Below are 24593 nucleotides of genomic sequence, written 5' to 3' on the forward strand. Positions count from 1 at the left end.
CGTCCGGTTCCGCTACCATAAACCAGCCAGCCGTGCCAGCGCCCGGTTGCACAGGATCCTGTGCATAGTTGCGATGCTAAGGACTTTTGCGGCCGCCTATTCGCCGTCTTCTGCCTTCAGCTGCTGCAGGATGTCTTCAATGACCTGCTTCCACAGCTCCGGCGGCTGGGCGCCGGGCACTGCGTGCTGGCTGGCGACAATGAAGGTCGGGACAGAGGTCACGCCCATCTTGCGGGAATGCGCGTCGCGGTCGCGGATCACCTGCACATCGCTGTCGCCCTCCAGCAGGCGGGAGACCACATCCGCGTCCATGCCGGCGTCTTGTGCGATTTCCGCCAGAACGGCGTGGCCGCCAATGTCCCTGGCATCCACGAAATAGGCCTTGAACAAGGCATCCACGACCTGGCTCTGCTTGCCCTCAATCCCGGCCCAATGGATCAGCCGGTGCGCGTCCAGCGTGTTGGGGGTGCGCTTCATGCCCTCGAAATTGATGGTCAGCCCGGCCTTCTCCGCGTGCTCCACCACCGGCGCGTAGGCTTTGATCGCGGCCTCTTTGCCGCCGAACTTGCGTTCCAGGTAGTCGCGCCGGTCCATGCCCTCGCGCGGCATGTCGGGGTTCAGCTGGAACGGGTGCCACTCGATCACGAACGGATGGTCCGGCACTTCGGCCAGCGCCTTGTCCAGATGGGTCTTGCCGATATAGCACCAGGGGCAGATCGGGTCTGACAGGATGTCGAGCTTGACGGCGGGCATTTGGGTCATCCTTTGAACAGGGCGGGCAGGGCGCGGCGCAGCAGTTTGCCGTTGGCGCCGGTGGGCAGCGCGTCCAGGTGGACATAGGCGCGGGGCTGCTTGTAGCGGGCCAGGCGGCGGGATGCAAAGGCCTGCAAGTCTTCCGTCTTCAACTCTTCGGGACCGGTATAGAAGGCGGCGATGACATAGGTGTCTTCCTTCACCTCCACCGCGGCGGCGCCGGCCTGGGTGATGCCCGGATGGGCCGCCAGCGCGGTTTCGACCTCGATCGGGGAAACCCGGTAGCCGCCCGCATTCATCATGTCGTCGCCGCGCCCCAGATAGCGGATCTGCCCGTCTGGCGACATCGCGCCCTGGTCGCCGGTCAGGAACCATTCGCCCTGGTAGCGGGCCGCGGTTTCCTCCGGCGCGTTCAGATAGCCGAGCATCAGCCCGGGGTCGGAACGGTGGATGGCGATGGTGCCTTCCTCGCCCATCGGCACCGGCCCGTCAGCGCCGGTGATTGCCACCCTGCGGCCTGGCTGCGGCCGGCCCAGGGCGCCGTCCTGCGCCGGGTGCGAGGGGGACGCGGAAATGAAGGTTGAGCATTCCGACATGCCAAACGCCTCGTACAGCCCGCGGCCGGTGGCGGCGGCCCAGCTTTCGTAAAGGTGGCGTGAGAGCTTTTCACCTGCGCAAAGCCCGTGCCGCAGGTCCGGCAGGTCCAGCGGGCCGCCGCGCAGCATCTTGCGGTAGACCCCGGGGGCCGCGGCGAAAAGGGTCGCGCGGTGCCGCCGCAGCAGCTCCGGCAGGTCTTCGGGCGGGGTTCCGGGGGCCGGGATCAGCGCCGTCGCGCCGGCGGCCCAAGGGTCCATCAGCCCGGTGCCCAGGGTGTAGGTCCAGTTGAAGGCACCGGCGTGCAGCAGCCGGTCCTGTTCGGTCAGCCCGTACCAGCCGTCCACCATCATTTGCCGTGCCCAAACCGCCCTGTGGGCATGCGCCACGGCGCGCGGATTTCCGCTGGTGCCGGAGGTGTAGACCACGTAAGCCAGCCTGTCCGGCTCTGCGAAGGCATAATCGCAGGGGGCGAGCCGGTGCATCTCCAGCAATCGCGCGGTGCTGATCTGCACCGGGTGACTCGCACAGGCCACTGCCGGATCCCGCAGAACCGCCGCAGGCTTCAGATCCGCGATGATCCGGGCGGTTTCGACCTCCGTCAGCTGGGCCGAGGCAGGCACCGGCACCAGCCCGGCGGCAATGGCGCCGAGATAGGCCACCGGAAACTCAACCGTGTTCCCGAGCCGCATCAGGACAATGTCGCCAGGGGCCAGGCCAGCCGCCAGCAGCCCGGTTCCGGTACCGCGCACCGCCGCTTCCAGCCGGGCAAAGCTCCAGTCATCGCTTCCATCACCGGTCAGAACCGACAGCGCGGTCTTCTCCGCCAGGCGCCCGGCATGGCGCAGCACATGGGCAGCCAGGTTGAAGGGAGACGGGCAGGGCGCGAACGGCCCCTGATCAAAAACAGACAGCATGGCAAATGGCTAGCCTGCGCTGTCCTGCGTTGCAAGGCGCGCAGGTGCGGCTTATAGAGTGCGTATGACTGGCCGTGACCCGAAATCCCTGATCACCATCGCCCGTGCCAACGGCGGCGAAGACGACGCAGAGCCGCTGGATCTGGGCGCCCGGGTGCGGGAGCTGCGCAAGGCGCGGGACTGGACGCTGGAACATGCGGCCAATCAGGCCGGGCTGGCGCGGTCCACCCTGTCCAAAATCGAAAACGGCCAGATGTCACCGACTTACGAGGCGCTGAAGAAGCTGGCCGTGGGCCTGCAGATCTCGGTGCCGCAGCTGTTCACCCCGCCGCAGCGCGATCAGGTGAACGGGCGGATGACGGTGACCAAATCCGGCGACGGATCGGCCCATGCCACCGCCACCTACGAGCATGAGCTGCTGGCCGACGGGCTGACCCGCAAGCAGATGCTGCCCTACCGGGCCCGGGTGCGGGCGCGGTCGATGGAGGAATTCGACGGCTGGGTGCGCCATGACGGCGAGGAATTCCTGTATGTGCTGACCGGCGTGGTCAAGCTGTACACGGAATTCTATGAGCCGATTGAGATGCGCCGCGGCGACAGCGCCTATTACGACGCGGCCATGGGGCACAACGTCATCTCCGTCAGCCCCGAAGATGCCATGATCCTCTGGGTAACATCGCTGGCCTGACGGCCGGGCGCTAGTGCTTGCGCCCGTCCAGCTCTCTCAGCAGGCTTTCGATGTAGAGGAAATCATCCACCTCCTCCCTGGCTTCATTCAAGGTGAGGTGATGGGTTCGGGCCAAGTAGGCAACGAATTTGTCCCGGTCATCCAGTATGGATGGCGCATTGCTGGCTTTCAGGTGCGGAAAGCGCTGTTTGATGCGGGGCATCCTGTCAATCCAGCTGGCAGCTGCTGCTTGTACAGGCATCGGGGGGCACTCCCTGACAAACGGTTTATGATTTTTTGGACCCCCATCGTATCACTTTTCCGGCAAGTTTGTAACGGCCCGCCGGGGCCGCCGGATCACCCCTGCCGGGCTCGGCGGGTTTCTGCCGTCGCGGAGGGCGCGGCAAACAGACGGGTCAGCACAATGTGGCCAATGCCGACCGCAATCAGCTGCATCGCGATGAACATCGGAATGTGGCCCGGATAGATGCCTGCGAAGGTGTCGGTGAAGCCGCGGGCGATGGTCACCGCCGGATTGGCAAAGCTGGTGGAGGACGTGAACCAATAGGCGCCGGTGATGTAAAGGCCAACCAGCGGTGGAACGGCGTCGGGACGCGACCGCAGCCCGCCGAAGATCACGAACAGCAGGCCAAAGGTGGCCAGGATCTCGGAAAACCACTGACCGCTTCCGGTGCGGTGCATGGTGGCGGAGCTTTGCAGAATTGCAAGATCGAACATCGCATGGCAGGCCCAGACGCCCAGGATGCCGCCGGCTGTCTGCGCCAGCATATAGGGGGCCGCCGCGCGCCAGGGATGCTCGCGGCGCAGGGCAAAGGCAAGGGTCACCGCCGGATTGAAATGGGCGCCGGAAACCGGACCCAGGGTGGTGATGATCACATAGAGCATACAGCCGGTGGCCACGGCATTGGCCAGCAGCGCCAGGGCCACGTTACCGTCCGCAAGGGTCTCCGCCATAATGCCGGACCCCACCACACCAACCAGCAGCATCGCGGTGCCCAGGCCCTCGGCCAGAAGTTTCTGCGCGGTCATGCGATCTCTCCAATCCGGTTGAGCTGCTGCGCCAGGTCCGCTGGCGCCATGGTTTCGAACGGCATCTCCAGCAGCGCCTTGGCGCGCTTTTCCAGCGTGGCATAGGCGGCGCGGAAGGCGGCGTCCCAGTCCGGCTGCTGGGACGCTGCGGGGTCTTCGACACCCCAGTGGGCGCGCACCGGCGCGCCGGGCCAGATCGGGCAGGTTTCGCCGGCAGCAGAGGCGCAGACGGTAATCACCACATCCATCTCCGGCGCGTCCTCGGCGGCGAACTCATCCCAGCTTTTGGAGCGGGCGCCGGCGGTGCCGTGGCCCAGTTCCGTGAGCAGCACCAGCGATTGGGGATGCACCTTGCCGGTCGGGTTGGAGCCTGCGGAATACGCGCGCACGCGGCCTGCGCCCAGCGTGTTGAAAATCGACTCCAGCAGGATGGAGCGTGCGGAGTTGCCCGTGCAGAGGACAAGAATGTTCATGGATGAGGACCGTGCTTGAAGGTTAGTAGGAAGATGTCGCGCGGCCGATATCGTCAACCCGGTGCTGAAGCGACAGGCGGTCGAGCGTATCAAATGGCAGCGCCACAAAGGCTTTGATGCGGTTGCGCAGGAGACCAAAGGCCTGCTGGAAGGCAAGGTGGCGTTCGGCGTCGGTGCCGGTGGCCTTAACCGGGTCGGCCAGGCCCCAATGGGCGCTCATCGGCTGGCCGGGCCAGGCCGGGCATTCCTCGTTGGCGGCATGGTCGCAGACGGTGAAGACGAAATCCATCTGCGGCGCCTCCGGGCCGGCAAACTCCTGCAGATCCTTGGCGCGCAGGCCGGCGGTGTCATACCCCTTGGCTTGCAGCAGCGCGGCCGCTTCCGGCCGCGGGCCTGGCGACGGGCGGGTGCCTGCGGAAAACGCCCGGAACTTGCCTTCGCCGGCTTGGTTCAGAATGGCCTCTGCCAGCAGCGACCTGGCGGAATTGCCGGTGCAGATGAACAGCACGTTGAAAGGTCGTCCGGCGGTTGGCACCGGCATCGCCTCATTGCTGGCAGGCGAGCAGATACCGGGCCGGTTCTGGCAGCAGCCGGACAGCAGATCGTCGAACATCCCGCGCAGCCCCGGCAGGTCGGCGGTGTACATCAGCGAGGTGCCGGTCCGGTGCTGGCTGATCAGCCCGGCCTGTTTCAGCACCGACAGATAGGCAGATGCGGTATTGGCCTTGAATGCCAGCGCCGCGGCAATCTCTCCCGCGGGCACGGCATCCGGATAGCGGCGCATCAGCAGGCGGAACAGGGACAGCCGGTTGGGATGCGCAAGGGCGCCGAGCTTATCTGTGATCTCTATTTCCATAATTCGTGAATTACGGAAATAGAAGCCGTCTGTCAACGCCGCTGTCAGTCCTGAGCCTGCGGCGCCCGATGCTCAGTCGGCCTCGTACCACCAGACATCCGGCATGAAACCGGTGCGGTCGCCATAGACCGGCAGCTTGTCCGGAAAGCGCATCTCCTTGATATGGGCGATCCGCCCGACATCGAAGGACCAGAACGGAATGACATAGCGCCCCGCGGTCAGGACCCGGTCCAGCGCCCGCACAGCGGCGGTGAAATCCTCCGGCGCCTTGGCGGTCAGCATCGCGTCGATCATCGCTTCGGCAGCGGGGCTGTCCATCCCCATCAGGTTGCGGCTGCCGGGCTGGGTAATACCGTCGCGGCCCCAGTAATAACGCTGCTCGTTGCCGGGGCTCAGCGACAGCTCCATGCGGTAGCGGGTGAGGTCGAAGTCATAGCCAGTCCCGCGTTCGACATACTGCGCGTTGTCGACAGTTTCGGCGGACAGGGTGATGCCCAGGCGTTCCAGCGCGCGGGCGTAGATCTCTGTCACGGTTTTCATCTCGCCGTCGCCCTGGCGGATCAGCACGGTCAGGTTCAGCGCCTCTCCATCGCCGTTGCGCAGCACGCCATCGGTCACGGTCCAGCCTGCGTCTTCCAGCAATTTCATGGCCTTGCGCAGATTGCCGCGGTTGCGCTTGCTGCCGTCGCCCTGCGGCAGTGTGTAGCCTTCCAGGGTGCCGGGCAGCAGGCTGCCGGCAAAGGGATCCAGCAGTGCCTGGACTTTGCCGCTGGCCGCCCCCGGCTGCATCCCCAGCGCAGAGCCGGAGAAATAGGAGGTGATCCGCGGCTGCACGCCGCCGGTCACGGTGCCGTTGATGTATTCGAAGTTGAACGCCAGCAGCAGCGCCTCGCGCACGCGCCAGTCATCCAGCGGCGCGCGGCGGGTGTTCATCACCAGCCCGGTCATGCCGGAGGGGCGCTGATGCGGGATCTCGCTTTTCACCACATCGCCGCGGGTAACCGCCGGGAAGCTGTAGACACTGTCCCATTTGTCGGCATTGAACTCGCGCACCGCGCTCAGCTCGCCCGCCTTGAAGGCCTCGAACAGCACGGTTTCATCACCGAAGAAGTCGATGCGCATCTCGTCGAAATTCTGGGTGCCGCGCTGCAGGGGCAGGTCCTTGCCCCAGTAATCGGGATTGCGGCGCAGGGTGACAAAGCGGCCCGGCTCATAGGCGCTGACCACATAAGCCCCGGTGCCGATGGGCGCGCCCTCCACCGTATCGCTGCCAAACTCCTTGCCCTCCCACTGCGCCTTTTTCAGGATCGGGCGCATGCCGGCGATCAGGGCCAGCTCGCGGTCCTCGGTGTTGAAGGTCAGGCGCAGGCTGCGCGGGCCGGTCTGTTCGATGCGGTCCACCTTGGTCCAGAAGCCGCGGTAGCGGGGGTGCCCCTGGGTGCCAAGTGTCTCATAGGACCAGATCACATCCTCGATGGTGACCGGACTGCCATCGGAGAATCGCGCCTCCTCCCGCAGGGTGAATTCCACCCAGGAGCGGTCCTCAGGGGTCTCGACCGATTCGGCCAAAAGGCCGTAGAGGGTGAAGGGCTCGTCCCAGGAGCGGCCCATCAGGCTCTCGTAACTCCAGAACCTCAGCTGCCACGGAGAGGTGCCTTTCAGGGCGAACGGGTTCAGCGAGTCAAAGCCGCCGGTGTTGCCGAAGACCACCTTGCCGCCCTTGGGGGCATCGGGGTTGGCATAGGGCAAGGACACAAAATCCGGTGGCAGGGCGGGGTCCCCGTACATAGCTATGCCATGCGCCGATTCTGCCTGAGCGGAATTCGCGGCAAATGCCAAGGTGATTCCGGCCAGTGCCGCGCGAAGATTCAGGAAATTTTCTTTTCGCAGTTTCACAACAATCCCGCTCTGCCCTTATTTTCTTGCTTCCGCACGCTACGTGCGCTTTTTCGTCTTTTCAAACTTTTAGCTTGGACGAAAGCCGGAAATTGCTTATAAAGAGATCACTGCTCGATAGGTTTCTTGCCTGTATGAAACCTGCCTCAATAACTAACGCCCGCCTTGTGCGGGCGTTTTTTTCTTGCGGTATTTCCCGTCCGTTATGGCCGTAAATGCCCCTGCGTTGCGCCGGGGGGCTGCGTAGTCTTACGCGTTTCCTTTGCATCTGCAGCATGGCACAGTGGCGGCAGTTTGATTGAGCCAAAGCGGAGAAGCTGATGTCCTTGCAAGGGAAGACTGCCGTCATCACCGGATCGAATTCAGGTATTGGCCTGGGGGTTGCACGCGAACTGGCGCGGGCAGGGGCCAACGTGGTGCTGAACTCCTTCACCGACCGGGAGGAGGATCACGCGCTGGCCGGCGCGCTGGCCCGAGAATTCAGCGTCCAGGCCCGCTACATCCAGGCCGATATGTCCAACGGCGCCGACTGCCGGGCGCTGATCGAAAAGGCCGGCGCCTGCGATATCCTGATCAACAACGCGGGCATCCAGCATGTGTCGCCGATTGACGAGTTCCCGCAGGACAAGTGGGACGCGATCATCGCGATCAACATGACCTCCAACTTCCACACCATGGCCGCGGCCTTGCCGAAGATGCGGGCGGCGGGCTGGGGGCGGATCGTCAATATCGCCTCGGCGCACGGGCTGACGGCCTCTCCCTATAAATCGGCCTATGTGGCGGCCAAGCATGGCGTGGTCGGCATGACCAAGACCGTGGCGCTGGAAACTGCGGAGGAGCCGATCACCTGCAATGCGATCTGCCCGGGCTATGTGCTGACGCCGCTGGTGGAGGCGCAGATCCCCGACACCATGGAGAAGTACAACATGGGCCGGGAAGAGGTGATCAAGAAGGTCATGCTGGAGCGCCAGCCCAGCCGCGAGTTCGCCACCGTGGAGCAGATGGGCGGCACGGCCGTGTTCCTGTGCTCGGACGCGGCCGCGCAGATCACCGGCACCGCGATCAGCGTCGACGGCGGCTGGACCGCACTGTAACGGCCAAGCTTTAGGGCGGGAGGGGGCCAGCCCCCTCTTGCCCTTTGAAGGGGGCAATTCACCCCCGGGATATTTCCGGCCAGAAGAAAAGGCGGACCGGCTCATGACTGTGAAAATCAATCTGGCCCTGCAAGGCGGAGGTGCGCATGGGGCGTTCACATGGGGGGTGCTGGACCGTCTGCTGGAGGACGAGGGGATCGAGGTGGCCGGGATCACCGGAACCTCTGCCGGTGCGCTCAACGGGGCGGCGTTTAAGGCCGGCATGGTGCAGGGCGGGCGCCAGGGCGCCAAGGCGGCGCTGGATGGCCTGTGGCAGCGCATGGGGGCGGTGGGAGACATGCGGTTTACCCATTGGCTGACCCGGTTTGACGCGGTGGCCTGGGCGAGCGCTTGGGAGGCCGTCCTGCCGTTCACTCCGATGGAGGCGGTGAGCCAGGTGGTCTCCCCCTACCATTATGGCCCGTTTTACGAGAACCCGCTGCGGGAGGTGGTCGAGGCATTCCGGTTCGAGGACGTTTGCGCAGGCGCGGGTCCGGAGCTATTCGTTTGCGCGACCTGCGTGCGCAGCGGCAAGATCCGCATTTTCGAAGGGCAGGAGATCAGCACCGATGCAATCCTCGCCTCCGCCTGCTTGCCGGATCTGTTCCAGGCGGTGGAGATCGAAGACCCGGAAACCGGCCGCATGGAGGCCTATTGGGACGGCGGCTATACCGGCAATCCGGCCCTGTTTCCGCTCTTCAGCGGCGACCTGCCGGGGGATGTGGTGATTGTGAACATCAACCCGCTGGAGCGCGAGGACATCCCGAAGACGCCGCAGCAGATCCGCAACCGGGTGAATGAGATCAGCTTCAACTCCTCGCTGCTGCGGGAGCTGCGGGCGATCAATTTCGTGCAGCGGCTGCTGGCCGACGGCACCATTCAGCGCGGCCGGATGAAACAGGTGCGGGTTCACATGATCGCGGATGACGCCTTGATGACGCAACTGTCGGTCACCACCAAGGTGATTCCGGTGCCGCAGATCCTGGCGCGGCTGAAACAGGCGGGACGGGACGCGGCAGAGGGTTTCCTGACGCGCGACCGGGAAAACCTCGGGGTGCGGTCCTCTGCCGATCTGCCGGCGATGTTCGGTTAGGCGTCTTCTTTTTCGGGCGCCTTGGCCTTCTTGCCGTTTTCCAGCGGTTTCGTTGGGTCCTTGGGGTTGGGGTACACAAGGCCTGCCGAAATCACCAGCTTGGCCGAATCCTCCACCGACATGTCCAGTTCGATCACGTCTTCCTCGGGCACGAACAGCAGGAAGCCCGAGGTCGGGTTCGGAGTGGTCGGAAGGAAAACGCTGACCAGCCCGCCGCTGGTTTCGGCCCGCTTGGCAATCTCGCCCTTGGCGGAGGTGGAGATAAAGCCGATCGCCCAGATACCCTTGCGCGGGTATTGCACCAGACAGGCCTTCTCGAAACTGCGCTCGGACTGGGCAAAGACGGTCTCGGAGATCTGCTTGATCCCGGAATAGACCGTGCGCACCACCGGCATCCGGTCCACCAGGCTTTCGGCGAAATTGATCAGGGAGCGGCCAATCAGGCCTTTGGCGATCCAGCCCACGATGATGGTGAACAACAGAAAGATGATCAGCCCGACACCGCGCAGGTTGATGCCGATATACTGTTCGGGGCGGAAGGTGTGCGGCACCAGTGGCAGCACCACGCTGTCGATCCAGCCCATCACCGACCACAGGAGCCAGATCGTCAGCCCCACCGGCGCGATGACGACGATCCCGGTAAAGAAGGAAGCGCGCAGGCTGGCAAACAGCCCGCGGCGGCGGTGAGGTTCATCGTCGAAAGGCGTTGTCATAGGTCTGCTTTTGCTCAAATTCCGAATGGAACCTATGCACTGTTCGGGGGCGGAGCAATGGGGGCCGCCCCCGAATTCATGTCATCGCGTCAGTTTGTTGAGTTCCTGTGCGATCTTTGCCGCCAGCCGGGCATTGTTGCGCACCAATGCGATATTCGCGGTGAGCGAGCGGCCGTCCGTCAGCTCAAAGATGCGGCTCAGCAGGAAGGGGGTCACATCCTTGCCCGCAATGCCCTGGGCGTCTGCCTCGGACTGGGCCTGGGCGATCACAGGCGCCAGGTCCTCGGCGGCGATCTGGGCGTCTGCCGGGATCGGGTTGGCCACCAGCTGGCCGCCCGGCAGGCCCATCGCCTGACGGGTGGCGTGGGCGCGGGCGATCTGCGCCGCGTCATCCATGCGCAGCGGCGCCTTGAGGTCCGATTGCGCCGACCAGAAGGCCGGGAAGCTGTCCTGCCCGTAGGCGATGACCGGCACGCCCTGGGTTTCCAGCACTTCCAGCGTCTTGGGCACGTCGAGGATCGCCTTGGCGCCAGCGGCCACAACCGTCACCGGGGTCTGCGCAAGCTCCAGCAGGTCGGCGGAGATGTCAAAGGTGGTCTCCGCGCCCTTGTGGACGCCGCCGATGCCGCCGGTGGCAAAGACGGAGATGCCAGCCAGCCGCGCCGCGATCATGGTGGCCGCAACCGTGGTCGCCCCGGTGCCGCCGGTGGCGATGCAGGCGGGCATGTCCGCACGGGAGATCTTGGCAACGCCCTTGGCCTGTCCCAGTGCTTGCAGCTGATCGGGTTCCAGACCCACGTGCAGCACGCCCTCAATCACCGCCATGGTGGCAGGCACGGCACCGGCCTTGCGGATGTCCTGCTCCACCTGTGCGGCAACCTCGACGTTCTGCGGGTAGGGCATGCCGTGGGTGATGATGGTGCTTTCCAGCGCAACAATGGCGCGGCCTTCGGCCTTGGCGGCCTGGACCTCGGACGAATACTGAATGTCGATCACAGCGGGGGTTCTCCTGAAACGTAGGTTGCCGCAGCCTTGAGGGCTGAGGCCAATGCGGATTTGCGGTCTTCGCCCCGTGCCTCGGCAACGATATGGGCGGCCATGAAGGTATCACCTGCGCCGGTCACCCGGGCGACCGTGACGCGGGGCGGGTGCAGGGTGATGGTACCCTTGGCGTCCGCCACGGTGGCAGAGGCACCGCCATCGGTGACCAGCACCCGGGCGGCGCCGCGGTCGAGCATCGCCTGGGCTGCGGTTTCGCTGTCGGTGAACTCCGCCTGGCACAGGATGCCGGCCTCTTCCAGGTTCACATAAAGCGTGCCGCGGGTGCGGGTCAGGAACGGGCGCAGCCGCTCCGCCTTGCCCGGTGACGCAGGCGCCACGCGCAGGTCGGCCTTGGCGAAGGCGGGGCTGGCGACGATATCATCCAGCAGCGACAGCGTCAGGTTGCCGTCCAGCGCCACCTGGCCCGCGTAAGGCGCGTCCTCAGAGCCCAGAGAGCCGTCCGACAGCGGCCGCAGAATCTTGTCGCCGGCCGCCTCCAGCGAGTGCGCGTCGGCAATCGCGGCGATCAGCCCGTTGGCGCCCTCCACCGCCATATAGCGGTCGGTGGGCAGATCCTCGGAACGGTAGATGTGATCGGTGATCAGCCCGAAATGGCCGCAGGCGTGGATCAGCTCGTCCCCTTCGGGGTCGCGGCCCACCGCGGTCAGCAGTGCGGGCTGGACGCCGAACCGGGACAGCGTCATGGCGATGTTCATGGCAACCCCGCCGGGCAGGCGGGTAATGCGGCCGGGCATATCCGAGCCGCGCTGCATTTCCGTGGTGCAGCGGCCGATAATGTCCCAAAGGACCGAGCCGATGCACAGAATGGCGGGGGGCTGTGAGGCAGAGGCTTGTGTCATATTGACCTATTGCCGCCTTTGCCGCACCTCTGCAAGCGGCTTCACTCAGCAGGCACCGCAAAGGTCAGGGCCGCCCAAAGGCTTTCCCATACGTAATCTTTGCCCTCGGGCGCCGGGCGCAGGACAACCGCGTCCAGCAGGTATTGATGGCCCGGCATCACGGGGACAGCGGTTTCGCCCTCGGCATCTGTCAGCCGCGTGGTGATGGTGACACTGCCATCGGGGGCCTTGGCAAAAACCTCGACCTGGGCCTTGGGCCGCGGCTCTCCCTTATAGAGCACCCGGACAGGCAGCCCCCGGGACAGATCATCGGTATAGGGATTGGCCAGGGCAACGATCTCTGTCTCCAGCCCGGTGGCGGTATCTGATCCGCTGCCGTTCCCGATCGCGACCAAAGACTTGGCGTACCGGGTGTATTGCTCGCCAAAGCCCGCCTCCGGCAGCCCGCGCGCCTGATGCTGCGTGCGGATATCGCCGAATCCCTTGTGGTCGATGAAGGCCTGGAACGCCTCCCACGTGTCATAGGTCAGCGTTTGCGGCCGGGTTTGATGGATCAGCACCGCCAGCCCGTCTTGCACCATTTCGGCGGCAAAGGCGGGCATGTCGCCCATTCGTCCCTGATACGGCGCAGCTGCTGCGCCCTGCATCACCTCGAACCGGGCGATCCGGTGGTCCAGATAGGGCTGCTCAGCACCTTTGAACCCCTGGCCGTTGCGCAGCCTTGCCACCACGGTATTTCCCGAAACTTCTTGATATTTTTCCGGCTCAATCCAAAACTCGTGGGATAAACCCGGCCCGGCCGCCAAGGTCAGCCCGGAACAGAGAATTGAGCAGAACAGGCGGTATTGCATGAAAGTGTCCTTGGCTGTCAGGCGCGGCTATTTTTGGCCGCGGACCTTATTTGCGCTGTTGTTCTGCTGGGGTGCAATAGCCGCCGCAAGCGCCCGCGCGCATGAGGTTACCCCGGCGATTGCCGATTTCACTGTGGCGGACGGCCGGATCACCCTGGAATTGCGCCTGAATGCGGAGGCGTTTGTGGCGGGTATCAACCTGGACGGGCTGGCGGACACGAACCAGACCGCGCAGGCCGCCGACTACGACGAGCTGCGCGCGCTCGGCCCGGCGGAGCTGGAACCGATGGTGCGCCTCTTTGCCGAGGACTGGCTGGAAGCCTTCTCCGTTCAGGCGCCGGACCCGGTTTCGCTCAGCCTGTCCCGGATCACCATCCCGGAGACCGGCGACGCCAGCCTGCCGCGCGCCTCCGTTCTGGAGTTCAGCGGCGAGGTGCCGCCCGGGGCCCGCAGCCTGCGCATTGCCTGGCCCGCGGGCTCCGGCGGGGTTGTGCTGCGGCAGAACGGGGTTGCGGAGCCCTATACCGGCTACCTGCAGGGGGGAGAGACCTCCCCGCCCATCCCGCTTGGCGGCGGTGCGGCCAAGACGCCGGTCGAGGCTTTCATGGAATACATCCCCGTCGGCTTTACTCACATCCTGCCCAAGGGGCTGGATCATATCCTGTTTGTGCTGGGCCTGTTCTTCCTCAGCCCGCGGGTGAAACCGCTGCTGCTGCAAGTGAGCGTGTTCACCGTCGCCCATACTATCACCCTGGCGCTGGGCGCGCTGGGCATGGTTTCCGTCAGCGCCGCCATCGTCGAGCCGCTGATTGCCCTGTCGATTGTCTTTGTCGCGGTCGAGAACATCTTTGCCCGCAAGCTGCACAGCTGGCGCACATTCGTGATCTTCGGCTTCGGCCTGTTGCACGGGTTGGGCTTTGCTTCCGTGCTGGGGGCCTTCGGGCTGCCGCAAAACCAGTTCCTGCCCGCGCTCATCGGCTTCAACGTTGGGGTGGAGCTGGGCCAGCTGGCCGTGATCGCTGCCGCCTATCTGGGCGTGCGCCTGTGGTTCGGGCGGCACCCCAAATACCGCGGCCGGGTGGCAATCCCGGCCTCGGTCACCATCGCCATGATCGGCAGCTACTGGTTTGTGGAACGGGTGTTCCTGTAACCACCCGCCAAAGGCTCAGCCCGGATAGCTGAGCCGGCAGCGGGGCTGGTCAGCCCATTGCCCGCATCAGGGTCTTGAGCGCCGCAAGCGGATCTTCCGCGTGCCAGATCTCATCCCCGATGCCGAAGAAGTCGGTATTGGGGGCGATCGAGCGCACCAGATCCTCGGTAAGACCGCCTTCGGCCACCACCGGAACCTCAATCATTTTCGACCACCACTCGAACAGATCGGCCTCCGCCCGCGCGCCGTCGCCCAGGCCGGATGTGCCGACAGGGCCAAAGCTCACGTAATCCGCGCCCGCTTCGCCGGCCACCATGCCGTCATGCTGCGAGGCGCCGCAGAAGCAGCCGACAATCGCATCCGGCCCCAGCGCCTTGCGCGCGGCGCGCACCGATTTCGACGCGTCGGTCAGATGCACGCCGTCCAGGCCCAGCCGTTCGGCCAGGATCTGATGGTCCGAGATCACCAGCGCCACATCGCGTTCCATGGTCACTTCGCGCAGCGCGTCGCCCGCGCGGCTCAGCGTGTCCTGATCGCGGCTGGCCAGATCCAGGCGCACGCAGGCCACGTCCACCTCATCCAGCACCCGCGCCAGAAGAGCGGGGAATTTGCCCAGCTCGAAACTAGGCGGGGAGATCAGGTAGATCTGCGGCTGCTCCGGTGCGTCAGCAGGGCTTCCCATCGTGGTGCTCCATTGTTCAGGCGATTGCAGGGTGTTTAGCCGATTTGCCGCCGGACGCAAGGATTTGCGGCGGTGACGGCCCGCATATTGCGCGCCAAAACCGCGCTGGACCTTGCCCCGCCGCCGCGCGGGCAGTACAGCAGTGCCGATTTTGCCGGAGAACACGATGCCCATCGATACGCCTCAGCCCGCCTTTGTCCTTGTCCGCCCGCAGATGGGCGAGAATATCGGTGCCGCCGCGCGGGCGATGTGGAACTTCGGCCTCGACCGGATGCGGATCGTGGCGCCGCGCGACGGCTGGCCGAACCCCAAGGCGGTGGCGATGTCCTCGGGCGCGGGCCGCCTGCTGGACGAAGCGCAGCTCTGTGCCGACGTGCCGGAGGCGCTGGGCGACTGCACCTATGTGTTTGCCACCACCGCCCGGCAGCGCGGGCTGACCAAACCGGTCTACAGCCCCGAACGCGCCATGCAGATCGCGGCAGAGAAGATCGCCGCAGGCGAGAAGGTCGCGGTGATGTTCGGCCCTGAGCGCGCGGGCCTGGAAAACGAGGATATCGCCAAGGCCAATGCCATCATCTCGGTGCCGGTCAATCCGCTGTATGCCTCGCTGAACCTGGGCCAATGCGTGCTGCTCACGGGCTATGAATGGATGCGCCAGTCCGGCGATGTGGTGCATGAAACCACCGATCTGGGCCGCAAGGGCGACTGGGCCACCGGGGTCGAGGTCGAGAAGCTGGTGGAGCATTACGAGGAGCGGCTGGACGAAGCGGGCTTCTTCTATCCGCCGGAGAAGGCCGAGGGCATGAAGACCAACCTGCGCAACCTGTGGTCCCGGATGCGGATGACCCGCTCCGACGTGCAGATGCTGCACGGGATCATGCGGCAGATGGTCCGCTGGAAAGAGCGGGGCGGCGAGTAAGCCGCTCTGGACCAATTCCGAAACCGCCCCTAGCTTGGCAGCACAGACAAAGAGGCAAGCATGAGCAAGCGCAGCATTTTCGAAGAGGTCGAGGGCGAGAAGACGAACGCGCCCGCGGTGCAGCCGGGGCTGATCGACCGCGGCCGCGGCGGCGCCCGCAAGGCAATCCGCGCCTGGCTGATGGTTCTGTTTGGCCTGGTGGTTGCGATGATCGTGGTGGGCGGTCTGACGCGGCTCACAGACTCCGGCCTGTCGATCACCGAATGGCGCCCTGTGACCGGGGCGATCCCGCCGATGTCCGAGGCGGAATGGCAGTCCGAGTTCGACAAATACAAGCAGATCGACCAGTGGCGCATCGAGAACCAGTGGATGCAACTGTCTGATTTCAAAGAGATCTACTGGTGGGAATGGGGCCACCGTCAGCTGGGCCGGGTGATCGGCCTGATCTGGGCGCTCGGCTTCCTCGGCTTCCTGATGGCGCGCAAGATCCCCGCGGGCTGGACCGGCCGGCTGCTGCTGCCCGGCGTCCTCGGCGGTGTGCAGGGCGCCATCGGCTGGTGGATGGTGGCCTCTGGCGTCACCCAGGGCGAGGGGATGACTGCTGTTGCCTCCTACCGGCTGGCTGTGCATCTGGGGCTGGCGTTTGTGATCCTTGGCTTTATCGCTTGGTACGTGCTGATGCTGGGCCGCGAGGAGCGTGAGCTGATGCAGGCGCGCCGTGCCAAGGAGGCCAAGCTGTTCAGCCTGTCCACGGGATTGATGCACTTTGCCTTCCTGCAGATCCTGCTGGGCGCGCTGGTCGCGGGCATTGACGCGGGCCGCTCCTACACCGACTGGCCGCTGATGGGCGGGCAGGTGATCCCGCCGAACCCCTTCATGATCGAGCCCCTGTGGAAGAACTTCTTTGAGAACCCCGGGCTGGTGCAATTCATTCACCGGGTGGCAGGCTATCTGCTGTTTGCCTTTGCCGTGGTGGCCTGGCTGCGCGGGCGCAGCTCTGCCCACGCGCGCACCCGCTTTGCCTTCAACGCCGTTTTTGCTGCGCTGTCGGTGCAGGTGCTTCTGGGGATCATCACCGTGGTCTATGCCGCGCCGCTGCACGCAGCCATCACCCATCAGCTGGTGGCGGTTGGCGTCTGGGTGCTGATCCTGCGCGCCCGCTTCCTGTCGGCCTATCCCATTGCAACCTCGATCAAGGATCACTGACGCATGAGCGCATTTGACGAACTGATGGCCTTCCAGCGCGAAACCCAGGCGCTGGGGCAGATTGCGGGCCGTCTGGGCTGGGATCAGGAAACCGTGATGCCGCGCGGGGCCGCGCCGCAGCGGGGCGAGGAAATGGCCGCGATCGAGGCGGTGCTGCACGCCCGCCGCAGCGACCCGCGGGTGGCGGAGTGGCTGGAGCAGGCCGAAGCGCCCGATGAAGCCGGTGCCGCGCAGCTGCGCGAGATCCGCCGCAGCTATGAGCGCACCGTCAAGGTGCCTGCCGCTCTGGCCAAGAAGATCGCCCAGGTCACATCGGAGGCGCAGGGCAAATGGGCCGCCGCAAGGGCAGATGAGGATGTCGCAGCCTTCCTGCCGGTGCTGGAGGAAGTGGTGTCCCTGAAGCGCGAGGAAGGCCAGGCGCTGGCTGCGGGCGGGGATGTCTATGACGCCATGGTCGAGGATTACGAGCACGGAATGACCGGGGCAGGGATTGCGGAGATCTTTGACGCCATGCGCCCCGGGCTGGTGGAGCTGCGCGCCAAGGTGCTGGAGAAACCCGCGCCGAAGGGGCTGGAGGGAACCTTTGACGACGCCGCGCAGATGAAGCTGACCCGCAAGATTGCCAAGGTGTTCGGCTATGACATGGCGCATGGCCGGGTCGACAAGGCGGTGCATCCGTTCAGCTCCGGCTCCGGCCTGGACGTGCGGATCACCACGCGGACCAGCGCAACCGATCCGTTCAACTGCTTCTATTCCACCATTCATGAGGTCGGCCACGGCGCCTATGAGCAGAACATCAGCCGCGATTACCTGCTGACGCCGCTGGGCAGCGGCGTGTCGATGGGGGTGCATGAAAGCCAAAGCCGGATCTATGAAAACCAGATCGGCCGCAGCCGCGCCTTTACCGGCTGGCTGTTTGAGGAGATGACAGCCGCCTTTGGCGATTTCGGCATTGCTGATGCGGATGCCTTTTATGCCGCCGTCAACGCGGTGCATAAGGGCTATATCCGGACGGAAGCGGATGAGCTGCAATATAACCTCCATATCATGCTGAGGTTCGGCCTGGAACGCGCGCTGATGAGCGGCGATCTGGCGGTGAAGGATCTGGAAGCGGCCTGGAACGACCGGTTCGAGGCGGATTTCGGGTATGCGGTGGACAAACCCTCCAACGGCTGCCTGCAGGATGTGCATTGGTCGGTCGGGCTGTTCGGCTATTTCCCGACCTACAGCCTGGGCAATGTCTATGCCGGCTGCCTGTACCAGGCGCTGCGCCGGGACGTGCCGGGGCTGGATGCTCAGCTGGCCCAGGGCGACACCACAGGCGCCACCGGCTGGCTGAAGGAGAACCTGCAGCAGCACGGGGGCTTGCGCAGCCCGCGCGGCACCATCGTCCATGCCGCGGGAATGGAACCCGGGCATGAGCCGCTGCTGGGCTATCTGGAAGAGAAGTTCAGCCTGCTCTACGGCCTGTGAGTCCGGCCAGGCCGCCGGGTAACGCCTTTCCCGGGCAGCAGAAATCAGCTGCCCCGGAATTGCCTCATTTCAAGTATACTCTCTAAGACTCCTGGGGGCGGGACCACGAGGGTAGAGCCATGCATACAGCCGTAGCCTATTTGATCTTTGCCAGCTTCGTGCTGGCGCCATCCCTGATCTGAGCCACCAGTCTCAGATCAGCGCCATGCGCTCCGCCCGCTCGGGATCCGGGAAGGGACGGTAAAGGCCGATCTCCGCGGTGGCGATCAGGGCGGTCACGTGTGAGTACAGCTTTTCCACTTCCTCGTCGTGTTCGCCCAGAACCCGGAAGGCCTGATCCAGCTGAGTCATATCCTTGAATTCGATTTCCAGCAGGAAGTCGCGGCAGTTGTCGCTGGCCAAGTTCAGCTTGCGCCGCAGCAGACGCCAGCCGAGCACCACACCGCGTGCCTGCAGATAGTTCATCCATTGCTCAACCGCGCTGGCAAAGCTCAGCGCCTTGGCCTCGTGGTGCAGGTCGATGGAGCAGTGATACAAGTTCATGGGGCATCCCCTTGCTGAGAAAACGAACCTTGACCGCAAGAATGCCCGAAACCCCTTAGGGGGCCGTTAACAAAGCGAACGCCGCCCTGGCAACAGGACGGCGTTCAAATCTTTCAGCTGCGCGGGGCTTATTCCTCGCCGCTGTCCTCCTCTTCGCCGTTTTCGGCGATCCAGGCGACAGAGACCACTTCCTCGCCCTTGCCGGTGTTGAACACCCGCACGCCGCCGGCAGAGCGCGAGCGGAACGAGATGCCATCGACCGGCACCCGGATCGACTGGCCCTTGGAGGTGGCCAGCATGATCTGGTCGTCCAGCTCCACCGGGAAGGAGGCGACAATCTCGCCGCCGCGCATCGCCTTGTCCATCGCGGTCACGCCCATGCCGCCGCGGCCGCGCACCGGGTAGTCGTGCGAAGAGGACAGCTTGCCCGAACCGCCCGCGGTGATGGTCAGGATCAGGTTCTCGGCTGCCGACATCTCTGCATAGAGCTCGGTGGAGAAGTTCGGATCCTCGGGCGCATCCTCGTCCGTGGTTTCCGCATCGTCGGTCAGGCCCGCCATCGCCCGGCGCATTTTGAGGTAGGCGGTGCGCTGCTCCGGCGTGTATTTGGAGTGGCGGATGACCGACATCGACACAACGCTGTCCTCGCCGGTCAGCCTGATGCCGCGGACACCGGTGGATTCGCGCGAGTTGAACACCCGCACGTCGGTGGAGCGGAAGCGGATGGCGCGGCCCGAATTGGTGAACAGCATCACATCGTCATCTTCCGAGCAGATGCGCACATTCACCAGTTTGACGGAGCCGTCCTCCGGCAGTTTCATCGCGATCTTGCCGTTGCGGCGGACGTTGGTGAAGTCCGACAGCCGGTTGCGGCGCACGTCGCCGCCGCTGGTGGCAAACACCACCTGCAGGTTTTCCCATTCCTCGTCCGGCACATCGACCGGCATGATGGCGGCGATGGAGACGCCGGTCGGGATCGGCAGGATGTTGACGATGGCCTTGCCCTTGCCGGTGCGGCCGGACTGCGGCAGGCGCCAGGTCTTCAGCTTGTAGACCATGCCGTCGGTGGTGAAGAACAGAAGCTGGGTGTGGGTGTTGGCCACAAACAGCGTGGTCACCACGTCCTCTTCCTTGGTCTGCATGCCGCTGAGGCCCTTGCCGCCGCGCTTCTGGGCGCGGAAATCGGCCAGCGGGGTGCGCTTGATCCAGCCGCCGGAGGTCACGGTCACCACCATGTCCTCGCGCTCGATCAGGTCCTCGTCCTCCATGTCGCCGGACCAGTCGACGATCTCGGTGCGGCGCGGCACGGCGAAGTTGTCGCGCACTTCGCGCAGCTCGTCGCTGATGATGCCCATGATGCGCTCGCGCGAGGACAGGATTTCCAGATAGTCCTTGATCTTGCCGGCCAGTTCTTCCAGCTCGTCCGTGACTTCTTTCACGCCGATCTGGGTCAGGCGCTGCAGGCGCAGTTCCAGAATCGCGCGGGCCTGGGCTTCGGACAGGTTATAGGTGCCGTCGTCGTTTGCCGTGTGCGTCGGATCGTCGATCAGCGCGATGTATTCGAGGATCGGCTGTGCCGGCCAGCGGCGGGTCATCAGCTTTTCACGCGCTTCAGCGGCGTCCGCGGACTGGCGGATGGTGGTGACGATCTCGTCGATATTGGTCACCGCCACGGCCAGGCCGCACAGGATATGGCTGCGCTCGCGGGCCTTGCGCAGCAGATGCGCCGTGCGCCGGGCCACCACATCTTCGCGGAAGTCGATGAAGGAGGTCAGGAACCGGCGCAGCGTCAGCTGTTCCGGCCGGCCGCCGTTCAGCGCCAGCATGTTGCAGCCGAAATAGGTCTGCATCGGGGTGAAACGGTAGAGCTGGTTCAGCACCACCTCGGGGGTTGCGTCGCGTTTCAGCTCGACCACCACCCGCACGCCGTTGCGGTCGGATTCATCCTGCACGTGGGCGACGCCCTCGATCTTCTTCTCGCGGACCTGCTCGGCGATCTTCTCGATCATCGCGGCCTTGTTCACCTGATAGGGAATCTCGTCCACGACAATGGCATAGCGGTCCTTGCGGATCTCCTCCACGCGGGTCTTGGCGCGGATGATGACGCTGCCGCGGCCTTCAAGATAGGCCTTGCGCGCGCCGGCACGGCCCAGCATCAGCGCGCCGGTCGGGAAGTCGGGGCCGGGGATGTATTCGATCAGCTGCTCGCTGGTCAGGTCCGGATCCTCGATCAGCGCCAGCGTGGCGTCGACCACTTCGCCCAGGTTGTGCGGCGGGATGTTGGTGGCCATGCCGACGGCGATGCCGCCAGCGCCGTTGACCAGCATGTTCGGGAAGCGGGCCGGAAGCACGGTCGGCTCGCGGTCCTTGCCGTCGTAGTTGTCCTGGAAATCGACGGTTTCTTTCTCGATATCCGCAAGCAGTGCCGCGGCGGGCTTGTCCATGCGCACCTCGGTGTAACGCATGGCCGCCGGGTTGTCGCCGTCCATCGAGCCGAAGTTGCCCTGGCCGTCCAGAAGCGGCAGCGACATCGAGAAGTCCTGCGCCATCCGCACCAGCGCGTCATAGATCGCGCTGTCGCCGTGCGGGTGGTATTTACCCATCACGTCGCCGACCGGGCGCGCCGACTTGCGGTAGGCCTTGTCATGGGTGTTGCCGGATTCGTGCATCGCATAGAGAATGCGGCGGTGCACCGGTTTCAGGCCGTCCCGCAGGTCCGGGATGGCGCGGCTGACGATGACCGACATCGCATAGTCGAGATACGAGTTGCGCATCTCGGCTTCGATGGAAACGGTCGGCCCATCATATGCCGGGCGTCCCGGCAGATTTTCTTCCATATTTTCAGGAGTTTCCGGCGTATCGCTCACGTTGGCTGCCCGCTCTTTCTTCTGGGTCTATATCTTGTGTTTGCACCCTATCAGATACCGTATATGCGGCGCAAGCAGGCAGCCGGGAACAGCGGCAACAGGCCGTTCACACATCGGTAACGCACTGTTTTTGAGGAAATTAACCAATACCAGCCTAGCATCATCAGAAGGGGGCCAAGATTGGAGGCTGAAAATGGAGACCAGCGAAACCGAGCTGATGCTGAAAGGATACGGGCTGACCACCGCGGAATTCACCTACCGGATGCCCGATTTCACCCGTGTCCTGAATACATTTGTCTGGCAGGAATACGATCTGGCGCCGGATCATCCGCGGCTGTTCGAGTTCATCGAATTCTGGCAGCGCGAGATTGAGGGTCCACTGCATTCGGTGCGGTTCAATCACCGCAAGATGATCGGCCCTGGTGAATGGCGCAACGTGGTCGGGGAATTCCAGATCCACTAGGCCATCCTGTCCGGACGGCAACACGCAGGCCCGGGAACCGCCGGGCTGTTCCTTGGCTATTGCGGGAGCCAAAGCGCGGCCTTACTCCTATGCGTGTTAAAAAGTCTGGTGCGGCACCGCAGCGCCGGACAGCGCCAAACGGTGGCGGGCAGTCGATAAACAGGCAATACGGCAGGATTTAATGCGCACATATATCTTGGGAAACCAGTTCGAGAACGCACTGGAGGCCACTCTTACCATCCGCGAGAGCCTGTATGGCCGGGACGGCGACGATACCTTTTCAATCTATCATCACGACGAAGGCGCCGGTGTGTATCCCGATCTGTCGGACCGGTTTTTCGGCGGTGCCGGCAATGACACGATCAGTTCGCTCAATTTCGATCTGACGGCGGGCAGCACGCTGCGCGACTACAGCCAGCTCAGCTTTCACGGCGGGGCCGGGTATGACACCGTGTCCTCGCAGATCGACGTGCAGATTACCGGCGGTTTCACCCTGGATCTTTCGCAGATCGAAACGAGCGTTCGGTCGGTCGAACATTGGGATTACGGCATAGATCTGGGCACCAGCACAGGCGACGGCGAATTTGTCATCCGGGCCGGGCGGCAGGACGACACGCTGGATATCCGGCAGTGGGAAGCGGCAGGGGATGCGAGTATCAAGGTTAAGACCCTGGCCGGGAACGATCATGTCAAATATTCCACCGTCGAGGATGTCAGCGATCTGCGTGTGAACACCGGCGGGGGCAATGATTATTTTGAGTTCAACGGGTTCTGGAACATCACCGCTGACCTTCGCGTCTCCACTGGCAGGGGCAAGGATACGGTGGTCATCAACGGAACCACCATCGCTTATCCCGACGGTTTGACGGCGGATATCCGCACCGGTGCCGGCGCCGACACGATCGTTCTGGAAGGGATGCACTCAGAGCGCCTGAATTCGGGTGCGGGCAATGACGATATCTACATCCTGACCGGCAGTTTCAGGAATGCCGCCGACACGATCACGACTGGGGCGGGCAAGGACGAGCTGTTCATCGAGCTGGACGCCTACTCCACCGTTGCGGTGCTGGATGACTTCTCCGCCGAGAACGACGTGTTTGTGTTCGACGCTGACGAGGCCAGCGGAATCATCACCCGCAACACCGATGTAACCTTCGACAGGACGGAGTGGGAGAACGCCAGCGAAGACCGCCTGTATATGAGCAACGCCGAGAACAAGCTGTATTACGGCGACAACGTGCTGGTGGACTTCACCACCGACGTGACACTGAGCGCTGCCAATTTCACCACCGGCGACTGGGAGTACTGAAACCCCCTCAGGCGGAGCAGCTGGCCCCCCCAAGGACGCAGAATTTGGCGCAATGGGGGTGGTTCAGCTGCACCGGGGTTTCGGCTTCGGCCAGGGTGGTGCCCAATTCGAACTCCGGCGCGTAGGGCAGCAGGGTGCAGGCCAGAACGGCGGGTGTCTCTGCGCCCTTGCGCTTGACCACCATCCGCGAGGACGCGCACATTACACTGTCCGGCGACTTGTCGAGGATACCCCAGCAGGCGCTTGTGATTTCAGGGACTTCCACCCGCTCGTCCATCTCCGGAAACAGCACTGTCTGGCCCGGGTCCTGGGCGTCGATGGCGAACCCGTGCTGTTCAAACAGCGCGGCATAGCCCGCACGGGCCTCCGCCTCGCTCTCTCCCCAGACGGTGCGGCCGGCCACCGCCATCCGGAAGCCGTTGTCGCGCAGCCACTCCATGCCTTCGAGTGTCTTGGCAAAGCTGCCTGTGCCGCGTTCCTTGTCATGCAGTTCCGCACTGTGGTGGTCGACGGAGATCCGCAGGGTCAGCTTGTCCCCGAACGCCTCCCGCAGGTCCAGCAGCCCGGCTCTCACTGTCTTGCGCATCATCGGGCGCATGGCGTTGGTCAGGATCAGCACCTCGAAGCCGCGCTCCAGCGCGGCGCGGGCCATCGCGGTCATCTCCGGGTTCATGAAGGGTTCGCCGCCGGTGAAGCCGATTTCCCGGACCGGCCATGCGCGCGCAGCGATCTGATCCAGATAGCTCCGCACCTCGGCCTCGGTCAGATAGACCAGCGCATCGTTGGCCGGGGAGCTGAGGATATAGCAGTTGCTGCATTCGATATTGCACAGCGTGCCGGTGTTGAACCACAGGGTTTCCGGGCGGCTGAGCGGCACAGAGGCGCGGTCCTGACCATCTGCCGTCACGTAAGCGTCTTGAAACTTGCCTAGGTTCGCGACGGGTTTTTGCAGGTCTTTCATGCAGATGTCCTCTGGGGCAGTTCCTTTCGCCGGAAGCTACCTTATACTGGGCAGGAAATGAAAGCAGCCGGGCAGGCACATGACAGGGATGTGAGCGGCGGTGTGCCGCGCTTGCCCCGGCTT

The 24593-nt window shown here is 64.4% G+C and carries 24 protein-coding genes; 9 read left to right on the forward strand and 15 right to left on the reverse strand.

The window, feature by feature from the left end; translation table 11 throughout:
- Positions 1-96 precede the first annotated feature (96 nt).
- The gene (locus R2C4_RS08190) at positions 97-762 is read right to left on the reverse strand and encodes a DsbA family oxidoreductase (protein ID WP_141890259.1); all 666 of its coding nucleotides are present in this window, start codon (positions 760-762) and stop codon (positions 97-99) included.
- A complete protein-coding gene (locus R2C4_RS08195; protein WP_141890260.1) occupies positions 759-2264 on the reverse strand; it encodes a class I adenylate-forming enzyme family protein in 1506 nt (501 codons plus the stop codon). Before R2C4_RS08195 ends, R2C4_RS08190 begins: the two co-directional genes overlap by 4 nt.
- 64 nt (positions 2265-2328) lie before the next feature.
- On the opposite strand from R2C4_RS08195, the gene R2C4_RS08200 reads away from it, so the two are divergent.
- A complete protein-coding gene (locus R2C4_RS08200) occupies positions 2329-2952 on the forward strand; it encodes a helix-turn-helix domain-containing protein (RefSeq protein WP_058286818.1) in 624 nt (207 codons plus the stop codon).
- A gap of 10 nt (positions 2953-2962) precedes the next feature.
- On the opposite strand, the gene R2C4_RS08205 is transcribed toward R2C4_RS08200, so the two are convergent.
- From R2C4_RS08205 to R2C4_RS08225, 5 genes are all read right to left on the reverse strand, one after another.
- Positions 2963-3154 (reverse strand): hypothetical protein, encoded by a 192-nt coding sequence (locus R2C4_RS08205; protein ID WP_375543688.1) that lies wholly within the window; start codon positions 3152-3154, stop codon positions 2963-2965.
- 134 nt (positions 3155-3288) lie between these two features.
- Complete coding sequence (locus R2C4_RS08210) at positions 3289-3981, reverse strand: aquaporin (RefSeq protein WP_141890261.1); 693 nt, start codon at positions 3979-3981, stop codon at positions 3289-3291.
- On the reverse strand, positions 3978-4454 hold the full coding sequence (locus R2C4_RS08215; RefSeq protein WP_141890262.1) for an arsenate reductase ArsC: 477 nt from the start codon (positions 4452-4454) through the stop codon (positions 3978-3980). Before R2C4_RS08215 ends, R2C4_RS08210 begins: the two co-directional genes overlap by 4 nt.
- A gap of 22 nt (positions 4455-4476) precedes the next feature.
- Positions 4477-5310 (reverse strand): arsenate reductase/protein-tyrosine-phosphatase family protein, encoded by an 834-nt coding sequence (locus R2C4_RS08220; RefSeq protein WP_141890263.1) that lies wholly within the window; start codon positions 5308-5310, stop codon positions 4477-4479.
- Positions 5311-5382: 72 nt separating this feature from the next.
- Positions 5383-7200 (reverse strand): extracellular solute-binding protein, encoded by a 1818-nt coding sequence (locus R2C4_RS08225; protein WP_141892069.1) that lies wholly within the window; start codon positions 7198-7200, stop codon positions 5383-5385.
- Between the two features lie 326 nt (positions 7201-7526).
- On the opposite strand from R2C4_RS08225, the gene R2C4_RS08230 reads away from it, so the two are divergent.
- Positions 7527-8300, forward strand: coding sequence for a 3-hydroxybutyrate dehydrogenase (locus R2C4_RS08230; RefSeq protein WP_141890264.1), 774 nt, complete (start codon positions 7527-7529; stop codon positions 8298-8300).
- Positions 8301-8403: 103 nt separating this feature from the next.
- Positions 8404-9432 (forward strand): patatin-like phospholipase family protein, encoded by a 1029-nt coding sequence (locus tag R2C4_RS08235; protein ID WP_141890265.1) that lies wholly within the window; start codon positions 8404-8406, stop codon positions 9430-9432.
- Here R2C4_RS08235 and R2C4_RS08240 read toward each other — a convergent pair.
- The 4 genes from R2C4_RS08240 to R2C4_RS08255 form a co-directional block, all read right to left on the reverse strand.
- Positions 9429-10145 (reverse strand): DUF502 domain-containing protein, encoded by a 717-nt coding sequence (locus R2C4_RS08240; RefSeq protein ID WP_141890266.1) that lies wholly within the window; start codon positions 10143-10145, stop codon positions 9429-9431. The two genes, R2C4_RS08235 and R2C4_RS08240, sit on opposite strands and share 4 nt — an antisense overlap.
- Positions 10146-10226: 81 nt before the next feature.
- Positions 10227-11141, reverse strand: a complete 915-nt coding sequence (locus R2C4_RS08245) for a pseudouridine-5'-phosphate glycosidase (protein ID WP_141890267.1) — start codon at positions 11139-11141, stop codon at positions 10227-10229.
- A complete protein-coding gene (locus tag R2C4_RS08250; protein WP_141890268.1) occupies positions 11138-12046 on the reverse strand; it encodes a PfkB family carbohydrate kinase in 909 nt (302 codons plus the stop codon). Before R2C4_RS08250 ends, R2C4_RS08245 begins: the two co-directional genes overlap by 4 nt.
- 41 nt (positions 12047-12087) lie before the next feature.
- Entirely contained in the window at positions 12088-12774 is a 687-nt protein-coding gene (locus tag R2C4_RS08255; protein ID WP_244940801.1) for a DUF4198 domain-containing protein, read from the reverse strand.
- Positions 12775-12895: 121 nt separating this feature from the next.
- Here R2C4_RS08255 and R2C4_RS08260 point away from each other — a divergent pair, with 121 nt between their 5' ends.
- Positions 12896-14047: a HupE/UreJ family protein gene (locus tag R2C4_RS08260; protein WP_141890270.1), complete on the forward strand. Its 1152-nt coding sequence runs from the start codon at positions 12896-12898 to the stop codon at positions 14045-14047.
- Positions 14048-14096: 49 nt separating this feature from the next.
- On the opposite strand, the gene R2C4_RS08265 is transcribed toward R2C4_RS08260, so the two are convergent.
- Positions 14097-14729, reverse strand: a complete 633-nt coding sequence (locus tag R2C4_RS08265; protein ID WP_141890271.1) for a thiamine phosphate synthase — start codon at positions 14727-14729, stop codon at positions 14097-14099.
- A 166-nt stretch (positions 14730-14895) separates the two neighbouring features.
- Here R2C4_RS08265 and R2C4_RS08270 point away from each other — a divergent pair, with 166 nt between their 5' ends.
- From R2C4_RS08270 to R2C4_RS08280, 3 genes are read left to right on the forward strand one after another with little or no spacing between them, the layout of a single operon-like run.
- Positions 14896-15648 (forward strand): RNA methyltransferase, encoded by a 753-nt coding sequence (locus R2C4_RS08270; RefSeq protein ID WP_141890272.1) that lies wholly within the window; start codon positions 14896-14898, stop codon positions 15646-15648.
- Between the two features lie 60 nt (positions 15649-15708).
- Positions 15709-16854 carry a heme A synthase gene (gene ctaA / locus R2C4_RS08275; protein WP_141890273.1) on the forward strand — a complete coding sequence of 382 codons (1146 nt, stop codon included), beginning with the start codon at positions 15709-15711 and terminating at the stop codon, positions 16852-16854.
- A 3-nt stretch (positions 16855-16857) separates the two neighbouring features.
- A complete protein-coding gene (locus R2C4_RS08280) occupies positions 16858-18327 on the forward strand; it encodes a carboxypeptidase M32 (protein ID WP_141890274.1) in 1470 nt (489 codons plus the stop codon).
- A 192-nt stretch (positions 18328-18519) separates the two neighbouring features.
- On the opposite strand, the gene R2C4_RS08285 is transcribed toward R2C4_RS08280, so the two are convergent.
- Positions 18520-18870: a DUF6614 family protein gene (locus tag R2C4_RS08285; RefSeq protein WP_058286833.1), complete on the reverse strand. Its 351-nt coding sequence runs from the start codon at positions 18868-18870 to the stop codon at positions 18520-18522.
- A gap of 128 nt (positions 18871-18998) precedes the next feature.
- Positions 18999-21707 carry a DNA gyrase subunit A gene (gyrA, locus tag R2C4_RS08290; RefSeq protein WP_244940802.1) on the reverse strand — a complete coding sequence of 903 codons (2709 nt, stop codon included), beginning with the start codon at positions 21705-21707 and terminating at the stop codon, positions 18999-19001.
- Positions 21708-21930: 223 nt separating this feature from the next.
- Here gyrA and R2C4_RS08295 point away from each other — a divergent pair, with 223 nt between their 5' ends.
- Both R2C4_RS08295 and R2C4_RS08300 read left to right on the forward strand, forming a co-directional pair.
- On the forward strand, positions 21931-22200 hold the full coding sequence (locus R2C4_RS08295; RefSeq protein WP_058286835.1) for an usg protein: 270 nt from the start codon (positions 21931-21933) through the stop codon (positions 22198-22200).
- 181 nt (positions 22201-22381) lie between these two features.
- Complete coding sequence (locus R2C4_RS08300; protein WP_141890276.1) at positions 22382-23509, forward strand: hypothetical protein; 1128 nt, start codon at positions 22382-22384, stop codon at positions 23507-23509.
- Positions 23510-23516: 7 nt separating this feature from the next.
- Here the strand turns inward: R2C4_RS08300 and R2C4_RS08305 are convergent, their stop codons facing one another.
- Positions 23517-24470, reverse strand: coding sequence for a radical SAM protein (locus R2C4_RS08305; RefSeq protein WP_141890277.1), 954 nt, complete (start codon positions 24468-24470; stop codon positions 23517-23519).
- Positions 24471-24593 lie beyond the last annotated feature (123 nt).

Source organism: Leisingera aquaemixtae (assembly GCF_006740765.1).
Lineage (GTDB): Bacteria > Pseudomonadota > Alphaproteobacteria > Rhodobacterales > Rhodobacteraceae > Leisingera > Leisingera aquaemixtae.

What these genes read in the sequence shown, in the direction of transcription:
- R2C4_RS08260 (WP_141890270.1), top strand. Translation starts at nt 12,896, where the DNA reads ATGAAAGTGTCCTTGGCTGTCAGGCGCGGCTATTTTTGGCCGCGGACC.
- R2C4_RS08280 (WP_141890274.1), top strand. Translation starts at nt 16,858, where the DNA reads ATGAGCGCATTTGACGAACTGATGGCCTTCCAGCGCGAAACCCAGGCG.
- R2C4_RS08220 (WP_141890263.1), bottom strand. Translation starts at nt 5,310, where the DNA reads ATGGAAATAGAGATCACAGATAAGCTCGGCGCCCTTGCGCATCCCAAC.
- R2C4_RS08295 (WP_058286835.1), top strand. Translation starts at nt 21,931, where the DNA reads ATGGAGACCAGCGAAACCGAGCTGATGCTGAAAGGATACGGGCTGACC.
- R2C4_RS08300 (WP_141890276.1), top strand. Translation starts at nt 22,382, where the DNA reads ATGCGCACATATATCTTGGGAAACCAGTTCGAGAACGCACTGGAGGCC.
- R2C4_RS08215 (WP_141890262.1), bottom strand. Translation starts at nt 4,454, where the DNA reads ATGAACATTCTTGTCCTCTGCACGGGCAACTCCGCACGCTCCATCCTG.
- R2C4_RS08210 (WP_141890261.1), bottom strand. Translation starts at nt 3,981, where the DNA reads ATGACCGCGCAGAAACTTCTGGCCGAGGGCCTGGGCACCGCGATGCTG.
- R2C4_RS08250 (WP_141890268.1), bottom strand. Translation starts at nt 12,046, where the DNA reads ATGACACAAGCCTCTGCCTCACAGCCCCCCGCCATTCTGTGCATCGGC.
- R2C4_RS08240 (WP_141890266.1), bottom strand. Translation starts at nt 10,145, where the DNA reads ATGACAACGCCTTTCGACGATGAACCTCACCGCCGCCGCGGGCTGTTT.
- R2C4_RS08305 (WP_141890277.1), bottom strand. Translation starts at nt 24,470, where the DNA reads ATGAAAGACCTGCAAAAACCCGTCGCGAACCTAGGCAAGTTTCAAGAC.
- R2C4_RS08235 (WP_141890265.1), top strand. Translation starts at nt 8,404, where the DNA reads ATGACTGTGAAAATCAATCTGGCCCTGCAAGGCGGAGGTGCGCATGGG.
- R2C4_RS08205 (WP_375543688.1), bottom strand. Translation starts at nt 3,154, where the DNA reads ATGCCCCGCATCAAACAGCGCTTTCCGCACCTGAAAGCCAGCAATGCG.
- R2C4_RS08230 (WP_141890264.1), top strand. Translation starts at nt 7,527, where the DNA reads ATGTCCTTGCAAGGGAAGACTGCCGTCATCACCGGATCGAATTCAGGT.
- R2C4_RS08270 (WP_141890272.1), top strand. Translation starts at nt 14,896, where the DNA reads ATGCCCATCGATACGCCTCAGCCCGCCTTTGTCCTTGTCCGCCCGCAG.
- R2C4_RS08195 (WP_141890260.1), bottom strand. Translation starts at nt 2,264, where the DNA reads ATGCTGTCTGTTTTTGATCAGGGGCCGTTCGCGCCCTGCCCGTCTCCC.
- R2C4_RS08200 (WP_058286818.1), top strand. Translation starts at nt 2,329, where the DNA reads ATGACTGGCCGTGACCCGAAATCCCTGATCACCATCGCCCGTGCCAAC.
- ctaA (WP_141890273.1), top strand. Translation starts at nt 15,709, where the DNA reads ATGAGCAAGCGCAGCATTTTCGAAGAGGTCGAGGGCGAGAAGACGAAC.
- R2C4_RS08285 (WP_058286833.1), bottom strand. Translation starts at nt 18,870, where the DNA reads ATGAACTTGTATCACTGCTCCATCGACCTGCACCACGAGGCCAAGGCG.
- R2C4_RS08190 (WP_141890259.1), bottom strand. Translation starts at nt 762, where the DNA reads ATGACCCAAATGCCCGCCGTCAAGCTCGACATCCTGTCAGACCCGATC.
- R2C4_RS08265 (WP_141890271.1), bottom strand. Translation starts at nt 14,729, where the DNA reads ATGGGAAGCCCTGCTGACGCACCGGAGCAGCCGCAGATCTACCTGATC.
- gyrA (WP_244940802.1), bottom strand. Translation starts at nt 21,707, where the DNA reads ATGGAAGAAAATCTGCCGGGACGCCCGGCATATGATGGGCCGACCGTT.